The sequence below is a fragment of the Caloramator sp. mosi_1 genome (genome assembly GCF_028622835.1).
Classification (GTDB): Bacteria; Bacillota; Clostridia; order Clostridiales; family Caloramatoraceae; genus Thermobrachium.
Map to the genome: position 1 here is coordinate 642,705 of NZ_CP117677.1, position 17,681 is coordinate 660,385.

13 protein-coding genes, 6 tRNA genes, 6 pseudogenes and 1 riboswitch are annotated in these 17,681 nt (G+C 32.9%); of the genes and pseudogenes, 2 read left to right on the top strand and 23 right to left on the bottom strand.

Features of this window, described 5'->3' with window-relative positions; translation table 11 throughout:
• Positions 1-9: 9 nt before the first annotated feature.
• The 17 genes and pseudogenes from hpf to PL321_RS04610 form a co-directional block, all read right to left on the bottom strand.
• Positions 10-533 (bottom strand): annotated as a pseudogene (hpf, locus tag PL321_RS04530) (ribosome hibernation-promoting factor, HPF/YfiA family).
• 634 nt (positions 534-1,167) lie between these two features.
• The gene (locus PL321_RS04535) at positions 1,168-2,088 is read right to left on the bottom strand and encodes a ComF family protein (protein WP_273963628.1); all 921 of its coding nucleotides are present in this window, start codon (positions 2,086-2,088) and stop codon (positions 1,168-1,170) included.
• A gap of 62 nt (positions 2,089-2,150) precedes the next feature.
• Complete coding sequence (locus PL321_RS04540; RefSeq protein WP_273963629.1) at positions 2,151-2,351, bottom strand: hypothetical protein; 201 nt, start codon at positions 2,349-2,351, stop codon at positions 2,151-2,153.
• Between the two features lie 360 nt (positions 2,352-2,711).
• On the bottom strand, positions 2,712-3,431 hold the full coding sequence (locus PL321_RS04545; RefSeq protein ID WP_273963630.1) for a hypothetical protein: 720 nt from the start codon (positions 3,429-3,431) through the stop codon (positions 2,712-2,714).
• An 18-nt stretch (positions 3,432-3,449) separates the two neighbouring features.
• Positions 3,450-5,659: pseudogene (gene recD2, locus PL321_RS04550) on the bottom strand (SF1B family DNA helicase RecD2).
• 169 nt (positions 5,660-5,828) lie between these two features.
• On the bottom strand, positions 5,829-6,167 hold the full coding sequence (locus tag PL321_RS04555) for a hypothetical protein (protein WP_273963631.1): 339 nt from the start codon (positions 6,165-6,167) through the stop codon (positions 5,829-5,831).
• Between the two features lie 206 nt (positions 6,168-6,373).
• The gene (locus PL321_RS04560; protein WP_273963632.1) at positions 6,374-6,541 is read right to left on the bottom strand and encodes a YvrJ family protein; all 168 of its coding nucleotides are present in this window, start codon (positions 6,539-6,541) and stop codon (positions 6,374-6,376) included.
• Positions 6,542-6,684: 143 nt separating this feature from the next.
• Positions 6,685-6,903, bottom strand: a complete 219-nt coding sequence (locus PL321_RS04565; protein WP_273963633.1) for a DUF2922 domain-containing protein — start codon at positions 6,901-6,903, stop codon at positions 6,685-6,687.
• A gap of 14 nt (positions 6,904-6,917) precedes the next feature.
• Positions 6,918-7,142, bottom strand: a complete 225-nt coding sequence (locus PL321_RS04570) for a DUF1659 domain-containing protein (protein WP_273963634.1) — start codon at positions 7,140-7,142, stop codon at positions 6,918-6,920.
• Positions 7,143-7,355: 213 nt separating this feature from the next.
• The gene (gene metK, locus PL321_RS04575) at positions 7,356-8,546 is read right to left on the bottom strand and encodes a methionine adenosyltransferase (RefSeq protein ID WP_273963635.1); all 1,191 of its coding nucleotides are present in this window, start codon (positions 8,544-8,546) and stop codon (positions 7,356-7,358) included.
• A 377-nt stretch (positions 8,547-8,923) separates the two neighbouring features.
• A riboswitch (SAM riboswitch) is annotated at positions 8,924-9,028 on the bottom strand.
• Positions 9,029-9,267: 239 nt separating this feature from the next.
• Complete coding sequence (locus tag PL321_RS04580) at positions 9,268-9,576, bottom strand: YkvA family protein (protein WP_273963636.1); 309 nt, start codon at positions 9,574-9,576, stop codon at positions 9,268-9,270.
• 81 nt (positions 9,577-9,657) lie between these two features.
• Positions 9,658-9,741, bottom strand: a tRNA-Tyr gene (locus PL321_RS04585).
• A 5-nt stretch (positions 9,742-9,746) separates the two neighbouring features.
• Positions 9,747-9,822 (bottom strand) — tRNA-Thr (locus tag PL321_RS04590).
• 8 nt (positions 9,823-9,830) lie between these two features.
• Positions 9,831-9,906 (bottom strand) — tRNA-Val (locus PL321_RS04595).
• 24 nt (positions 9,907-9,930) lie between these two features.
• Positions 9,931-10,015: transfer RNA gene (locus tag PL321_RS04600), tRNA-Tyr, on the bottom strand.
• 5 nt (positions 10,016-10,020) lie between these two features.
• Positions 10,021-10,096 (bottom strand) — tRNA-Thr (locus PL321_RS04605).
• A 7-nt stretch (positions 10,097-10,103) separates the two neighbouring features.
• Positions 10,104-10,179, bottom strand: a tRNA-Val gene (locus tag PL321_RS04610).
• A gap of 271 nt (positions 10,180-10,450) precedes the next feature.
• Between PL321_RS04610 and PL321_RS04615 the strand changes: the two are divergent.
• Positions 10,451-11,193 (top strand): annotated as a pseudogene (locus PL321_RS04615) (ATP-binding protein).
• A 157-nt stretch (positions 11,194-11,350) separates the two neighbouring features.
• On the opposite strand, the gene PL321_RS04620 reads toward PL321_RS04615, so the two are convergent.
• Positions 11,351-11,746, bottom strand: coding sequence for a hypothetical protein (locus PL321_RS04620; protein WP_273963637.1), 396 nt, complete (start codon positions 11,744-11,746; stop codon positions 11,351-11,353).
• A 134-nt stretch (positions 11,747-11,880) separates the two neighbouring features.
• Here PL321_RS04620 and yyaC point away from each other — a divergent pair.
• Positions 11,881-12,394, top strand: a pseudogene (gene yyaC, locus PL321_RS04625) (spore protease YyaC).
• Positions 12,395-12,705: 311 nt separating this feature from the next.
• Here the strand turns inward: yyaC and PL321_RS04630 are convergent.
• The 5 genes and pseudogenes from PL321_RS04630 to murA all read right to left on the bottom strand — a co-directional run bounded on the left by PL321_RS04630 (position 12,706) and on the right by murA (position 17,674).
• Positions 12,706-13,715, bottom strand: a pseudogene (locus PL321_RS04630) (rod shape-determining protein).
• A 112-nt stretch (positions 13,716-13,827) separates the two neighbouring features.
• Positions 13,828-14,082, bottom strand: a complete 255-nt coding sequence (gene spoIIID, locus PL321_RS04635; RefSeq protein ID WP_027307888.1) for a sporulation transcriptional regulator SpoIIID — start codon at positions 14,080-14,082, stop codon at positions 13,828-13,830.
• 316 nt (positions 14,083-14,398) lie between these two features.
• Entirely contained in the window at positions 14,399-15,121 is a 723-nt protein-coding gene (locus PL321_RS04640; protein WP_273963638.1) for a M23 family metallopeptidase, read from the bottom strand.
• A 189-nt stretch (positions 15,122-15,310) separates the two neighbouring features.
• Positions 15,311-16,147, bottom strand: a complete 837-nt coding sequence (gene spoIID, locus PL321_RS04645) for a stage II sporulation protein D (protein ID WP_273964400.1) — start codon at positions 16,145-16,147, stop codon at positions 15,311-15,313.
• Positions 16,148-16,426: 279 nt separating this feature from the next.
• Positions 16,427-17,674 (bottom strand): annotated as a pseudogene (gene murA, locus PL321_RS04650) (UDP-N-acetylglucosamine 1-carboxyvinyltransferase).
• Positions 17,675-17,681: the final 7 nt, after the last annotated feature.

A 17,681-nucleotide genomic window follows, 5' to 3' on the forward strand; every position in this document is an offset into this window, starting at 1 on the left:
GGCCCCTTCTTAAAATTCTGGTTCTATTAATCCGTATGCTCCATCATTTCTCTTATATACAACATTAACATCATCTGTCTCTGCATTTTTAAATACAAAGAAATCGTGTCCTAAAAGTTCCATCTGTAAAACTGCTTCTTCAACATTCATTGGTTTTAGTGAAAATCTCTTTACCTTCTTTATGTTAATTTCATCCTCTTCAAAATCATATCTTGGAACTTCTGCAAACTTTATAGCACCTTCTCTTACTTGCTTTTCAAGCTTTGTTTTATGTTTAATTATTTGCTTTTCAAGCTTTTCCACCACATTATCTATAGATGAATACATATCGCCTGTTGATTCTTCTGCTCTTAAAATCATTCCATTAAAAGGTATTGTTACTTCAATTATTTGTTTAGTTTTTGAACACTTAAGGTTACGTGTGCTTCTACATCTCCTGTAAAATATCTTTCTAACTTACCAAGCTTCCTTTCTACTGTTGCCTTTAGGGCATCAGTTAATGCAACATTTTTACCTGTCATTATATACTTCATAGAATCTACCCCTTTCCTTATGTTATAAGGGAATTTGTTTATTATATTGTAATATTTTTATCAAATTAGTTCAAGTTCCCTTTTCAAAATTTTTAGACGATTTTTAGTATTTTGCTTTAGATTTATATTTATTTTATGTATTTTTGTACTTTTACTACACAAAATATATTTGTTCGATGTGGAAAGTATGGATAAATGCCTGTGGATAATGTGTAAAAGTCTGTGTATAACTTTATTTATAAGACTTTTAATTTTGTACAAGTTGTTGATAATTAATTTTCTTATAATTTAAATCGAACATAAGCAATATATTATAAAATAAATTTGTTAATCTTATTTTATCCAAAATTTATTTTTTAATTATAAAGATAAAAAATAAAAGTCTTCTATCAATAGAAGACTAAAATGAAAAAGGCTGTATCAACTGGCTGACCTGGTCTTTGCCCCCACACTCGCCTGCTGGAGGTTTTGCTTAAGGTGTATGCCTCTCACTAATCCCTCTCTCGAAGTTTTCTTCGGCAGGACTTACTTCTAAACCGCACCATGCTCATCAGACTTTTGTCTGACTTACGTGGGTCGCTTCGCCTGCGGCTAGCATCGACTTTCAACCACAGACCCAGTTGATACAACCTATTTAACAACTTTTTGCAAAACATATACCTTCTACTATGTCTGCACCACTTTTCTTTAATGCCTTAGCACAATAATTCAATGTCGCTCCAGTTGTTACAACATCATCAACAATTACAATTTTTAATCCCTTTAGATCTTTAATTGTTGCAAAGGCATCGCATACATTATACCATCTATCTAAACCATTTAGCAATACCTGAGTTTTAGTTTCCTTAATTCGTATAAGTAATTTCTCACATTTAATACCAGTAAAATAGGAAAGATACTTCGCAATCTCCTCTGATTGATTGTATCCTCTATTTTTATATGTTCCTTTAGACTGTGGAACCCAGGTAATCAAATCTGCATCTATGTTTATATTTTTACTAATTAAGTAAGCAATAACTTCAGCAAAATCTATTTTTCCTTTATATTTTAAATCGTGCACCATATTTCTTACATTTCCTTTAAACTCATAAAGAGCTCTACACTTATCTATAAAAATATTATCTTGTCCATCTATTTCTACTAAATCAATAACTTTTTGAAAATTGCCTTGACAACTATCACAAATATATACTTCTCGATAGGTAAGTTCCCTACCGCATATAATGCACATATAGGGTTTTTGAAAAATTACATCCAAAAGGCAGTTGAATACAAAAATTACTTTTTCAAATAACCCTTTTCCCAGGCAATTTTGTTTAAAACTCTTATTGTTGATTTTGCTATTTGCATATTTTCTGTTTCCTGACATGATTACAAAATATACCTCTCCTATTCTCTTTCCGTGAAAATTCATAGGTATTTGACACATATAGACGATGGCCTCAAGGGTATATGCACTGTTATCACTATACATAACAATGACATTGGTATTTTCATAACTTAAATATGCATCAGCTACATCAGCGGAAATCAGTACACAGCCCTCTTTCTTCATAAATCTAAATAATCCATCTTTATCCTTTTGAGTTGAATACTCTATAAAATCTATATCTATATTTAAAGTTTGAGATAAAATAAAGTAAATTTTTGCATAAAACCTTCATCTGGAACAAATATAATCAAATTGTTTTTCTTGCTTAATGTAAATAATATAAAATCGACTGCCATCTGAGGTATAAAATCCTCTGTTCCATCTAAATACCTTGATATGATATTCATCGGTTCAGGCATAGGTTTTTTAATTCCATCAACGGGCATATAAATAATTTCTTTATATTGCCTTTTATCCTGCTCGCTTAAGGAAACTGCTATCTTTAAAAACTTTCCTCTCTCTTTTTTGCCTTTTGAAAAATTTCATCCTGTATATTAGGTAAATCTAAAAACAGTAATCGTTTATCGAATACTACAAAATCAAAGGACTTATAAAAACAGGGGTAATCGGTATAGGATGTTATAATTATCTCGCAGTCTACAATTTTTGCCTTCCTGCCAAGAACTATCTCTACACTTACACCATCTATCTTACTTTGAAACTCCTTTTTGCTTCATTCATAAATTTTGGTGAAGTAATATAAAGCACTCTTCCACCATATTTTAAAACCTCATAGATTCCCTCTATTAAAACATCAATACTAAATGCCTTTGGTGATGAAAGGAGCATACATTTTTCTTTTTAGATTTTATAAATTCCGTAACTTCCTTCATTGTATTTACCGTTGCTTGAGAGTTTCTGTTTATTAGCGGTTCAATATGAGGAGGTTTTAAATTGTTGTAATTATCAGCAGCATAGAGAAGGATATCATCTTCTATATGTTCAAAATTACATATATCACATTTTTCCTTTTCACATAAAAAACATACATCTTTATTTTTATTCTTTTTAACCGCCTTTGTATATTTAATTCTTCTTTCACAATATAAGGTTTGTATAATATCTATAACTAATTCATAATCCATATTCTTTATACCATCTAATTCCATTAGATATCTAAAAGAGATTACCTTTCCCTTTATATACTCCTCTATCTTCTCTAAATCCTCAACCCTTGGGAGTGGTTTACCACTCGTAATAAACCTTATCTCCTTCTTTATACCATAACTCTTTAATATTTTATTTAGATAATATTCCTGAAGAGTTATAAACCTACCTATAAAATTACCAGCATAGATCTGATTTATAATTTCTTCTGCAATCGATAGATCTATTTTATCTGTTAACACCTCGATGTTATTTATACCCCTTAACTTTCTTAAAACTTCAAAGTCTATCTGAGGATTTAGTGTTATATCATAAATACTTCCACCCTTACCCCTTGCCTTATATAGATATACCTCCACGCAAAACACTCCCTTTTATTAGGATATCGCCTTCAAATAATTTATTATTCTACATTTGAGTCCTGAATACCTCTTTGTAATTGTATTATTATTTATCATATATTTAAGTGCAACTCTATTTCCAATAAGAACAACAAGTTCCTTTGCTCGTGTAACACCTGTATAAATTAGATTTCTGGTCATAAGCATTGGCGGTCCAAAGCATACGGGTATAACAACTACCTTAAACTCACTTCCTTGACTCTTATGAATGGTTATTGCGTAGGCAAGTTCAAGTTCCTCAAGGTTTGAGAAGTCATACTCAACTTTTTGTCATCAAACATAACTGTTACTTGCTGGTTCTCTAAATCTATATCCTCTATATATCCTATATCACCGTTAAATACCCCTCTTCCCTTTTCACCCGTAACAACACTTTCCCATTCTATGTTGTAATTATTTTTGATCTGCATAACCTTATCAAATCTTCTGAAAACAAACTCTCTAAAGCTCTTTTCAGTTTTAAACTTTGCAGGTGGATTTAATACCGATTGCATACTAACATTTAAGCTGTTGACACCTGCATCACCCTTCCTCATTGGGGATAAAATTTGAATATCCTTGACTGCATCAATATCCTTTTTAAAATTTGGTAGTCTTTCAGATACCAGCTTAACAAGTTCATCACTTAAGCTTTGTGTTCCTTCTAATTCTATAAAGAAAAATCCTTATCCTTTTCATTTAAAATTGGCATCTCTCCGTTATTTATCTTATGTGCATTTACCGTTATTAAACTTTTATCCTGTTGTCTAAATATTTTATTTAACTTTGCAACACATATACTTCCACTTTCAATTATATCCCTAAGAACATTACCTGCTCCAACCGACGGAAGCTGGTCAACGTCTCCAACTATAATAAGTCTTGTACCCTGTGCTACTGCCTTAAGTAGGCTATTCATTAAGAGTATGTCTATCATAGATGCCTCATCTATAATAATTGCGTGGGCTTCAATTGGGTCATCTTGATCCTTTGTAAATATTGGCATTTCATTTTCTGGCATATACTCCATTTCAAGCAGTCTATGTATAGTCTTAGCTTCATATCCTGTCGTTTCAGTTATTCTCTTTGCTGCTCTTCCAGTAGGTGCTGCTAAAACAACACTTAATCCTCTTTTCTCAAACAACTTAATTATACATTTAATAATTGTAGTTTTTCCTGTACCCGGTCCACCTGTTATAACACACACACCATTTTTAACCGCCTTTTCAATTGCTTCCTTTTGTTCCTTAGCAAGCTCAATCCCATTTTCTGCTTCATATTCTATTATTTCTTCTTCTATTTCTTTATAATCTTCATTGAAGCTTTGAAGGGAAAGTTCTATTAATTTTTTCGCTACATAAAGTTCTGATAGGTAATAGTATTTTAAATATACTGCTTCATCATTATCCACATTTTCTATAAATATCTCTTTATTTAAATGAAGTGCTACTATTTGCTCATTTATTATATCCTCAGGCACATTTAAAATTTTAGTACATTCTTTAACAAGCTCCTCCTTTGGTAAGTACACGTGACCATTTGCAATACATTGAGATAGAATATACTTTATTCCTGCCTTAACCCTTTCCTGCGACATCATATCATAGCCTAAATTTACGGCAATTCTATCTGCCGTCTTAAATCCAACACCCGACACCTCATCACACAACCTATAAGGGTTAGATTTTAAAACCGCATTGGTCTCATCTCCATAACGTTTAAATATCTTTATTCCAAGACCAGCAGTTATACCATAGCTCTGGAGAAAAACCATTACCTCCTTAAGTTGCCTTTGTTCTTTAAAGGATTCTGCAATCTTCTCTGCCTTTTTAGGACCTATTCCCTCAACCTCTGTTAATTTGTCTGGATTCATCTCTATTACGTCAAGAGAATCCTTTCCAAATCGTTCTACTATTTTTTGCTGTTACAGGACCTATTCCCTTAATAAGCCCTGATGCTAAGTATCTTTCTATACCCTCTATTGTCGATGGTTTGACCTCTTCACAATATTGAACCTTTACCTGTTGACCAAAGTTTGGATGAAATACCCATTCACCTTGAACCTTCACCCTTTGACCTATATTTATAAAGGGCATATACCCTACTACTGAAATCAAATCCTTGTTACTTCTTATTTTAGCAACTGTATATCCATTTTCTTCATTTTTAAAAACAATATTCTCAACAACACCTTCTATATCTATCATCCAACTCTCTCCTATTAAATTTATCTTTTTAGTATTATTGTCTCTAATTTATCGTTAAGTTTCAAGACCTCATTTAAAATTCTAACAATGTTACTATATTCTATTTTAAGTATTGTACTACTTAAATTTTTGGCAACATTTATCCTTTTTATAATACTTCTTCTATTTTCTACAAAAATATTTTACTCCCATTATTTAATAATATGAAATTATCACAAACTTGTTCTACAAAATACAAATTAATATAACCATATCCTCCATCTCTATGAACCCTTGGAGTTCTTACTTTAACAGGAACTAAAATACAGTCAGATGATAGAGCAATAGGACTTAACTTTCCTAAATCAGTTATTCTATTACATTTATATTTTATCTCTTTAATATCCTGATTATATTGTTTTGCAATGTGTCTTAAGGCATATCTTATATTCTTTTTAGAACTACCTCCCCGAATTATAAATAAGTATTGTACAATCCCCAATACCCTCTTTATATTCTGGTTTAACACAAACTAACATTTAACTCCTCCCCTTTGTAAATATAAGATAAACTATAATATATATAAATTATAATCGAACATTTGTTCGATGTCAAAACCCTATTTTTTAAATATTTACAATTATTGAAGACAATTGTAAGCTATATATACAAATTAGTCCTATGATGGATTTATTTAAAAGAATATATAAATCCCATCATAGGACATTTTTTATTTTATACATCCTTTATATTAGACCACATTCTGATATTTGATATATTTTTAGAAAGTTCATTTATGCTTTCTGATAATTTTTCTAATTTATTTTCCAATCTAACTAAAAGATAGATAGACAGCACAATTGGAAAACCAAAATTAGCTATTTGATTAAATACTTCTTCCATAATATTCACCACCATTTTACTTCTTAATAAAACTTGAAATTTAGCCCCATAATGGATTTAGAACATTTTCTATATCATCCATTAATGGGGCCTTTCAAATTACTATAGGATTGTATGATGTTTCTTAATATGTTTTATATCCATTATCTTACAGACAACTCTTCTACTTCTCTGTTTACTATCTGTGCAGACATTATTGTTATTAAGTTTCCACCTGTTGAAGTAAATATGTTCTTAGTTATAATATCCTGCATAACTGTCTTCACTTCTTGTTCTGTTATATTTTCCCTTACATTTGGAATTGATAATGAAACATTTTTACCCGCTTCATTTTGGAACACCATCACAAGTGATTTTGCCATAATCTACACCCCCATTATTCATTTACTAATTCAAGAACTTCTTGTCTTAAAACTTCAGTAAGGTTTCCATCCACTAATGTAGAGATAGATAGTGCAGTATCATATACTGCTTGATGATCTGCTGTTGGTTTTACCTTCCTTAGATTAAGTACCTTAATTATGTCGTTTCCTCTTGAGTCAACCCCAAAGTTAAATTTCATAAGTAGTGTTGATGATTGTTTAAAATCTCTTATTGCCATTTTTTATTCCCCTTTCACTTATATAAATTGTAAGAGGGTGATATTTTTACACTATTTTTTATAATTTTTTAAATTCATAAAATTATTGAAATAAAAGTTAGATTGTTAACATATACAAATAACCTATGAAAATACCCCTTGAAGGATTCAAAAGGAATGCCAAAAATCCTTCAAGGGGCTAATCTTAATATACTTTATTCAACTAACTCAAATTTATTGCATTTCAGCTACAAGTTTCTTTATTTCATCAACCTTGTTTAGTCTTTCCCAAGGTAAATCTAAGTCTGTTCTTCCAAAATGTCCGTAAGCTGCAACTTGTCTGTAGATTGGTCTTCTTAGGTCAAGGTGCTTAATTATAGCTGCTGGTCTTAGGTCAAATACCTTGTTGATTATTTCAACGATCTTTTCATCTGGTAACTTTCCAGTTCCGAAAGTATCAACAGTTACTGAAACTGGCTTTGCAACACCTATAGCGTAAGCAACTTCTACTTCTAACTTATCTGCTACACCTGCTGCTACAAGATTCTTTGCAACCCATCTTGCTGCATAAGCTGCTGAACGGTCAACCTTAGTTGGGTCCTTTCCTGAGAAGGCACCGCCACCGTGACGACCATATCCACCATATGTATCAACTATTATCTTTCTTCCTGTTAAACCTGAGTCTCCGTGTGGTCCACCTATTACGAATCTTCCTGTTGGATTTATGTAATACTTAGTATTTTCATCAAGAAGGTTTGCTGGAACAACCTTTCTAATAACGTGTTCAATCATATCTCTTTCTATTTGTTCTCTTGTAACTTCTGGGCTGTGTTGAGTTGATATAACTATTGTATCTATTCTAACTGGCTTATCATCTTCATACTCAACAGTTACTTGAGTCTTTCCATCTGGTCTTAAGTAATCTAAAGTTCCATTCTTTCTAACTTCAGCAAGTCTTCTTGATAGTCTATGTGCCATTGCTATTGGTAGAGGCATATATTCAGGTGTTTCAGTACAAGCAAAACCAAACATCATACCTTGGTCTCCAGCACCTGTTGTTGCAAATTCGTTTTCTTCACCCTTCTTTGCTTCAAGTGCCTTATCAACACCCATTGCAATATCAGATGATTGTTCATCTATTGAAGTTATAACTGCACAAGTATCACAGTCAAATCCGTATTTTGCTCTTGTGTAGCCTATTTCTTCGATTGTTCTTCTAACAACCTTTGGAATATCAACATAGCACTTTGTTGATATTTCACCCATAACAAGTACCATACCTGTTGTCACTGCTGTTTCACAAGCTACTCTGGCTTCTGGGTCTTCAGTTAATATAGCATCAAGTATTGCATCTGAAATTTGGTCACAAATCTTATCTGGATGTCCTTCTGTAACTGATTCTGATGTAAATAGTCTTCTTGCCATCGTTCTACCTCCTTTAATATATAAATATAATTTGTTTACATTTTATAAAAATTATTTTGAGACTAAATTTAGTATCTCTCATTCTTTTGTTTTTAATAGTGAACTACCCCCACCTATAGAAGTGGTGGCTTCGTGGTCAATACTCCCATCGGAGCAAGTTTACCCACGCTCAAAGGGCTGTTCCATCCCCAGTTTTACCATTCATATGGCTAACTTAAGTAGCCTTGGTTTTCGCTACTTTTCAGCGACATTCATCACCCACTTATAGAAGTAGGCAACTTCTGTCGCTAATTAGGTTAAAATAATACTTTAAAGATTTATTTTATAATTGTATAAAATAAAAACCTCTTCTGACGAAGAGGCTTATATGCATAAGACTCTCATCTGCCAGAAATAAAATTCTGCAGGAATTGGCACCATTGTGCTCTTGCACCGGTTGCCGGGCTTCATCGGGCCAGTCCCTCCACCTCTCTTGATAAGAGTTTCCTGTATTCAATTTAGACATCTTGAGTAATATTATCATAATAAAATAAGTATGTCAATAATATTATTTGTAATTTTATATATTTTATTTTACTCTATGAAATTCCCGTGAACACTGCTTTAATATAATAACTTTATTGGGTATAAGTTATTTTTCATTTTCAACTAAACACATCTAATAATCATAATAGTTTTCTAATTAATAAATATATCAACACAATCCAAAATATTGATATTACTACTGCCGATAATATTTTTTACCCTTAAACTTACTATAGTCAATCTCTATGTTTCTACATTCTTCTATAATGTAATCTGGCACTAACTTTAGCGACAGATATATTCCTAAAGGTAGAATCAATAAATCGTCTAAGTAGCCCAATATAGGTATAAAATCTGGTATTAAATCAATAGGACTTAGTGCATAGGCTATAACTATACCAATTGATATTTTTGCATACCAAGGAGTCTTTTGGTATGTGTATATCTTATATAATAATTCAAGTTGATTTATTAAGTTTTTAGCCCATTTTTTAATCCTCTTCATAATTATCACCACTTTTAATATAAAATAAAAATTTAAATTTATCTACAAAAGCAAACTAAAAAGAGACGCTATTGCGTCTCTTGGTGGGACAGGGTGGATTCGAACCACCGAAGGCTGTGCCAACAGATTTACAGTCTGCCCCTTTGGCCACTCGGGAACCGTCCCATATATGGAGCCGGCTATAGGAATCGAACCTACAACCTACTGATTACAAGTCAGTTGCTCTGCCAATTGAGCTAAGCCGGCATCTTATGTGGTGGGCACGACAGGGCTCGAACCTGTGACCCTCTGCTTGTAAGGCAGATGCTCTCCCAGCTGAGCTACGCGCCCACGTTTTTATTTATTTTTTATTAGTGGTGGGGCGAGGTGGATTCGAACCACCGAAGGCTGTGCCAACAGATTTACAGTCTGCCCCCTTTGGCCACTCGGGAATCGCCCCACTTATGGAGCCGGCTATAGGAATCGAACCTACAACCTACTGATTACAAGTCAGTTGCTCTGCCAATTGAGCTAAGCCGGCATTTATGTGGTGGGCACGACAGGGCTCGAACCTGTGACCCTCTGCTTGTAAGGCAGATGCTCTCCCAGCTGAGCTACGCGCCCACGTTTTTTATTTCTCTGTCGCTTTTTTCGTTCGTCCCTCGCGACAAGTGTTATTATATAAGAGCTAAAAACTTTTTTCAAATATAATATTGCCCATTTTTGAAGATTATATTCATATTTCTTCAATATTCTTTTATATTCTTTTAATAACTAACTATTTCACATATAAAATTATATATTTATGTTTCATCCCTATTAGCTTCCCCTTGCCAATCCTCCGTATTTATTGTAAATTTATCTATAAACATAATAGCTTAAAAGGTGGGATAAAATGAAGCAAATTCTCGGAAAGCTAAGAAGAGCTGTAACAGATTTTAATATGATTCAAGATGGAGATAAAATTGCTGTAGGTGTATCTGGTGGTAAAGATAGTAATCTCCTTTTAAAATCATTGAAGATGTATCAGAGATTTTCTAATGAAAAATTCGACATAGTAGCTATAACAATTGATATGGGCTTTAAAGAATATAACCCAGAACCACTTATAAAATATTTTGAAGAACTTGAAATTGAATATAAAATAATCCCTACACAAATAGGCGAAATATTATTTGAAGTTAGAAAGGAAAAAAACCCTTGTTCCCTTTGTGCGAATATGAGAAGAGGAATATTGCACGATACTGCAAAGGAACTTGGATGTAACAAGGTAGCTCTTGGTCATCATCTAAACGATGCAATAGAAACCTTTTTACTTTCTCTCTTTTACGAAGCACGACTAAATACTTTTTCTCCTGTAACATATTTATCAAGAAAAGATTTATACCTAATAAGGCCCTTTGTCTATGTCTATGAAAAGGAAATAATAGGAGCCTGCAACAAATATAATATACCTGTTGTTAAAAATCCGTGCCCTGCAAATGGCGAAACAAAAGACAGTATATGAAGGAATTAATAAAACAAATTGAACACGATATCCCCTTTGTAAAGGATAATATATTAGGTGCAATTACCAATATAGAACAGCTTAATATATGGGATAAAGAAAAAATAAGTAAAATTTGCAAAAAAGATTAGTTGTTATATCTTTCTACTATTTGTATTAACTGTTCATATTTTTCTTCAGGAAGTCTATCCTTTAAAATATCAAATATATCATAGGCTTCCTTTTCTGTTACTCCATTTTTAATTATATCATTTAATCTAAGGATATCTGAAGGTTTGAGGTATTTTACTAATGAAAAATATAAGCCTTATCATCAAGGCTTATTTTATTTTCCATTGCTGCAACATCGTAGGTTGAAACTTGTGAAACTTCTCCCATACTTTCTATATTATAATATTCACTTATTATATAGTTATCATATATGTATTTTAGTTTATCTATATTATTTAAGCTTTGTTTATTTGTTTTCACGTCATCTTTAATTTTCTTTTCTTCTAATTGTATATTTATTCCTTTATTAAAATCATCAAAAATATATCCTGTGTTTTCATCTTGATTGGCATTAAACTCTTGCTCAATTATATCGTTAACTGTAGTCTCGATTTCATTAGGTTTAATTGTAAACATCGTATATAGAGTTATAATAGTTATAACTATTACAAGATAACTATATATTTTTTTCATAATATCCCTCCTTTTTATCTTATTTTTCCCTCTTTAATATTTTTATATTCATATTTGTAATAATTCCCCTTTATATGTGTGTATATATTAAATAAGGGGGTGGAGGATGTGCCTAAAAAGATGATTTAATTGGGATGAAGGTACATTTTAAAGATAAAGACGCAGTGGATAAACTTTCTGAATACCTAAAAAATATATAAACGAAAATACTGTTATACTTTGTATTGGTACCGATAAATGTATTGGTGACTCTTTAGGTCCTTTAGTTGGAACTTTGCTTACTGACAAAGATTTTAAACTTCCTGTAGTCGGAACCCTTGATGACCCTGCTCACGCAGTAAATTTAGAAACAAAAATTAAATATATAAATGAATATTTTGAAAATTATTTTGTTATTGCTGTAGATGCCTGCCTTGGCTATTCTGATTTTATTGGCGATATTCAGGTTAAGTTGGGACCTGTTTCTCCTGGAAAGGGAGTGGGTAAAAATTACCTAAAGTAGGAGATATTTCTATAATAGGAGTGGTAGATTCAACGGATAATTCAGATATATTTGCATTTAATTCAACAAGACTTGGATTTGTAATGCAGATGGCTAAAGTTATAACTGGAGCCCTTATAAAGGCATCAAAAGAAATGGAAATTTAGCAAGATGTTGAAAAAGCTATAATATACTTGGCCCCTTGAAGGATTTCTTTGGCATTCCTTCATTTCGCTAAGCAAGTCTAAGCTTTTCTTTGTTTGAAAAGTCCTACCCTCGCGATACCCTCATCCGTGAGGGCCGCTCGGCTCGGCACATCGTGTGCCGAATTACGGACTTTTTCAAAATCTAAAGATGCACTTGCTAAAGCTTATGAAATATGCCATTTTTAAATCCTTTCAAGGGTCAATTTCATAACCATAGCATCTTTTATGTTTGTCAACAATCTAAAGAGCACGCATTACGCGTGCTCTCCTCTTTAATAGTTTGATATTTTTACTTCCTCAAGTTTTTCGATAAAATCTAATGCTTTACCTGTTCCAACAGCAACACAGGATACTGCATCCTCTGCAACCTTTACAGGTACGTTAGTTCTTTCTTCTATGAATTTATCAAGTCCCCAAAGGAGTGAACCTCCTCCTGTCATAAGTATTCCTTTATCACTTATATCGGCAGCAAGTTCTGGAGGAGTCTTTTCTAATACTGAATGTACACATTCAGCAATTTCGTGTACAGGCTCTGCAAGTGCCTCTCTTATTTCCTCTGAACTAACAATTATATTTTTGGGAAGACCAGAAATCAAATCTCTTCCTCTTATTTCCATTGAAACATCTTCATCTCTCTTATATGCACAACCTATATTAATCTTTAATTCTTCTGCTGTTCTTTCCCCAATCATCAACTTATATTTTTTCCTAATATATCTAATAATTGCATCATCAAATTTGTCACCAGCAACCTTTACTGAAGACCTAACAACCATCCCTCCAAGGGATATAACTGCAACATCTGTGGTTCCTCCCCCAATATCAACCACCATCGTACCACTTGGCTTTGATATATCTAACCCTGCACCAATTGCTGCAGCTATAGGTTCTTCTATTAAATATACTTTCCTTGCACCTGCGTTTAGTGCTGCATCTTTAACTGCTCTTTTTCAACCTCTGTTGCCTCACAGGGAATACATACTACCACCCTTGGTTTACCCCATCCTCTTTTATTATATGCCTTTCTAATGAAGTGGCTTAACATTTTTTCTGTGACATCATAGTCAGAAATAACACCTTCTCTTAAAGGTCTTTTTGCCACTATATTACCTGGGGTTCTACCAATCATACTCTTGGCATCCTCGCCAACAGCTAATATCCTGTTACTATTTTTCTCTATAGCAACTACAGATGGTTCCTTTAATACAATTCCCTTTCCCTTTACATATACAAGTACTGTAGCAGTTCCTAAGTCTATTCCAATGTCACTTGCAGTAAAAATCCCATTTGACACACTCCCTACGTAATTTTACTTAACAATTAATTATTCTATCTTTTTACCAATTTCCTGCACATAAAAAGTAAATTTTTGTTAATAAAGTAGGGAGTCTAAATTAAGCTTCTGCAGATTTATATTTTAATTTAGTTGCTTTTCCACCCCTAATATGCCTTTCTGCCTTGTTTAAATCTAAAACTTCCTTGGCTTCCTTTGCAATCTGTGGATTAATTTTAGGCAACCTTTCAGTTATGTCCTTATGAATTGTACTCTTACTTACTCCAAACATTTTGGCTGTTTTTCTAATAGTTGCCTTAGATTCTATAATGTACTTTGCAACTTCTAAAACTCTCTCTTCTATATAGTCCTTCAAGGCATGTACCTCCCTCAAATACTCTTATATCATAATATGTAAAATTTTAGTGTTTTATAATAACTTTTTTTAAAATAAGGATGCAAACCTAAAGGTTTGCAACCTTATTTTTAGTGAACTACCCCCACCTATAGATGTAGTGGCTTCGTGGTCAAGGCAACTTCTGTTGCCAGTTTACCCACGCTCAAAGGGCTGTTCCTTCCCCAGTTTTACCATTTATATGGCTGATTTTAGTAGCCTTGGTTTTCGCTACTTTTCAGCGACATTCATCACCCACTTATAGAAGTGGGCGACTTCTGTTGCTGTTTATGTTAAATTACTTTAAAAATTTTTGTGGATCTACTGGCACATATTCACTGCCATTTTTCTTAAGAAGCATAAAGTGTAGATGACTTCCTTCTATTGCAACTGATTCTCTTACAGAAGTATCTCCAACAACTCCGATAATCTGACCCTTTGTAACTTTTTGCCCCTCTTTAACCTTTAAATCCTCTGCAAGATTGCAATAAACTGTTTGGTATCCATTACCGTGATCAATAATTACTGTTACTCCAAATCCTGTCTTGTTAATGGTGTTAACAATCTTATCATCCTTGAATATTTTTAAAACTTTTCCATCAGCAGCAGCCTTTACTTCTGTTCCTAAATCTGCTTCAATATCAATTCCTTCGTGAGTTTCCCATTGGTTTAATGTCTTATTAAATAAAGGTTTAGTATCATCGAAGGGTTTTACTATTTGACCTTCAAGTGGTTTAATAAGTTTAAAAGAAACTACAGAACTTTGCTCGGTTTTCTTAGTTGTGTTTGAATTATTATTGCTATTTTGAGGATTATTGCTTGATGTTTGTTTTGGTAAATTTGAAGCAGGAACAGTGTTGTTCTTTGTTTTTTCTTCAATTAATGTAGGTTCATTGTTAGGCTGATTGGTCTTCTTTTCTTCAGTAAGTTTTGAATCACCTAACTTGTTTGTAATTTTCCTTTCATTGTTTCTTGTAATAACTACTGCTGCTACAGCTACTATACAAAGACAGATAAACAAAATAACGTAAAAACTGTCTTTGTTAAAGAATTTTGATTTTTGAAAATGTTTTTTCTCCCACTATCAACACCTCCATTAGTATTTTCTCCAGTTTGTGACATTTTATACATAAGAAAAAAGCATCTTACATTTAGTAAGATGCACTTAATTACTGTTTTTTATTCACCAGTTCATCAATTTTTTTAATTTCTATACCTCTATAATAATGCTTAAGTATCTCACTATATTTTTCCCTCTTTTAGCCATTTCATTTGCTCCCCACTGGCTCATCCCTACCCCGTGTCCATAACCTTTAACATTAAATGTAACATTTTTAGTATCAATATTAATTGTAAATGAAGCAGACTTTAAACCCATAGCCCATCTTATATCTATTCCCGAAAATGTCTTATTGCCTATTTTTATGGTTTTAACTCTATCTCCTTCTGTCCATTCAAGTATCTTTATCTGCTTTGCTAAATTACTTGAACTTATACTCACCTCTGGGTTTAATTCCTTTATTCTTCTTATAAACTCTTCCTTCTTCATAACAACTTTAGATGAAAAGCTTGGTGTTCCCTCCTCAAAGGGACTTTCAACGCTAACCAAGTATGGTTCTTGATACCCAAAAACATAAATGCTGTTTTCTGTCTTTCCATTACTTGTAGAATGATATTTTATATGTTTAGCTACTTCATTATTATAAGTTATTACCATACCCTTTGTTTCATAAACCGCTTGTGTTAATTTACTCCAGTATTCATTTGCTAAAGATGCTGGCCAATTTCTATATCTCTCCTCCTTAGTTACATAGGCTTGGCAATGAACAGAACTACAAACATCTGCACCCTTATGTTTAGCACATCCTGAACCACCGTTTTGAATTAGGTTAGCATAGGCAAAGGTTCTTGCTGCTATTGCTTGAGCCTTTAATGCTTCTATATCAAAGGCTGCAGGCATTTCCGCTGCAACAACGCCTCTTATATAATCCTCAAACTCCAATTCAACTATTTTGTTTTGTCCCTCAATAAAGACCTTTATTTTAATTGATTCATCGTTTTTTGCTCCTTAAGCTTGTCTTCTATTTCCGGCTTTTTAGCGGTTCGGGTACAAACTGCTGAATTTTTGATATGTAGTAGGGCAATTTAGTATCTTCTTTTACACCTCCTGAAATAATAAGGGGTATGCCTATCATTAGAAATATAATAAACAAAAAAAGTATGCTACCCTTTTCACTTAATCCCCCTCACAAAGTTCTACTACAATTTTATTTTTATCCCCTCTAATTTATTCCAAAACAAAAAGGTGGCATTATGCCACCTAACCTTACACCCTCTCAATTTCAGCTCCTATAGATTTCATCTTACCTACTATATCAACATAACCTCTATCAAGGTGATGAATATCTCCTATTGATGTTACTCCATCAGCTACAAGTCCTGCAAGAATTAGACAAGCCCCAGCTCTTAAATCAGTTGCTCTAACTTCGGCTCCAGTTAATCTTTTTACTCCTTCAATAACTGCACTTCTACCATCAATTTTTATGTTTGCTCCCATTCTTTTAAGTTCTGTAACGTGCATAAATCTATTTTCAAATACAGTTTCAGTTACAATAGACGTTCCATCAACTGTACACAAATATGCCATAAACTGTGCCTGCATATCTGTTGGAAAACCAGGATAAGGTAATGTCTTTATATCAACAGGTTTAGGAGTATCTGTTCCTATAACCCTTACTCCTCCTGGAACTTCTAAAACCTTAACTCCGCATTCTTCTAACTTTGCAATTATTGGTCTTACGTGCTCTATAATAACATTTTCAATTATAATATCACTTTTAGTTATCGCAGCTGCTACCATATAGGTTCCTGCTTCTATTCTGTCTGGTATAGGTTGATGGATTGTCCCCTTTAACTCCTTTACTCCTTGAATTCTTATTGTATCAGTTCCAGCTCCTAATATATTTGCTCCCATTCTATTTAAAAAATTTGCAAGATCAACTATTTCAGGTTCCTCTGCTGCATTTTCAATAACAGTTTCTCCCTCTGCAAGTACTGCCGCCATCATTATATTTTCTGTTGCTCCTACTGATGGAAAATCTAAATAGATTTTGTTGCCTTTAAGTTTTTTACATTCTGCCTCAACATATCCGTGACCTAAATTTATTTCAGCACCAAGCAATGAAAATCCCTTTAGGTGTAAATCTATAGGTCTACTACCTATGTTACATCCTCCAGGCATTGAAATTCTTGCTTTTCCATAACGTGATAGTATTGGACCTAAAACTAAAAAGATGCCCTCATTTTTTTACAAGTTCATAGGGGGTTCTAAGGTTTTTAAGCAGCCATCCTTTACTTCTATTATGCCTTTTTAATATCCATATTAATATTTGCTCCTAATGAATCCAATACACTACACATCACCTTAACATCATCAAGGTTTGGTACGTCATCTATAACGCACCTGTCTTGGCATAATAAAGACGCTGCAATAATAGGAAGTACAGAATTTTTGCAGAACTTATTTTTACACTTCCTTTTAATTTGTTATTCCCTTTACAACAATTCTTTCCATCATATAT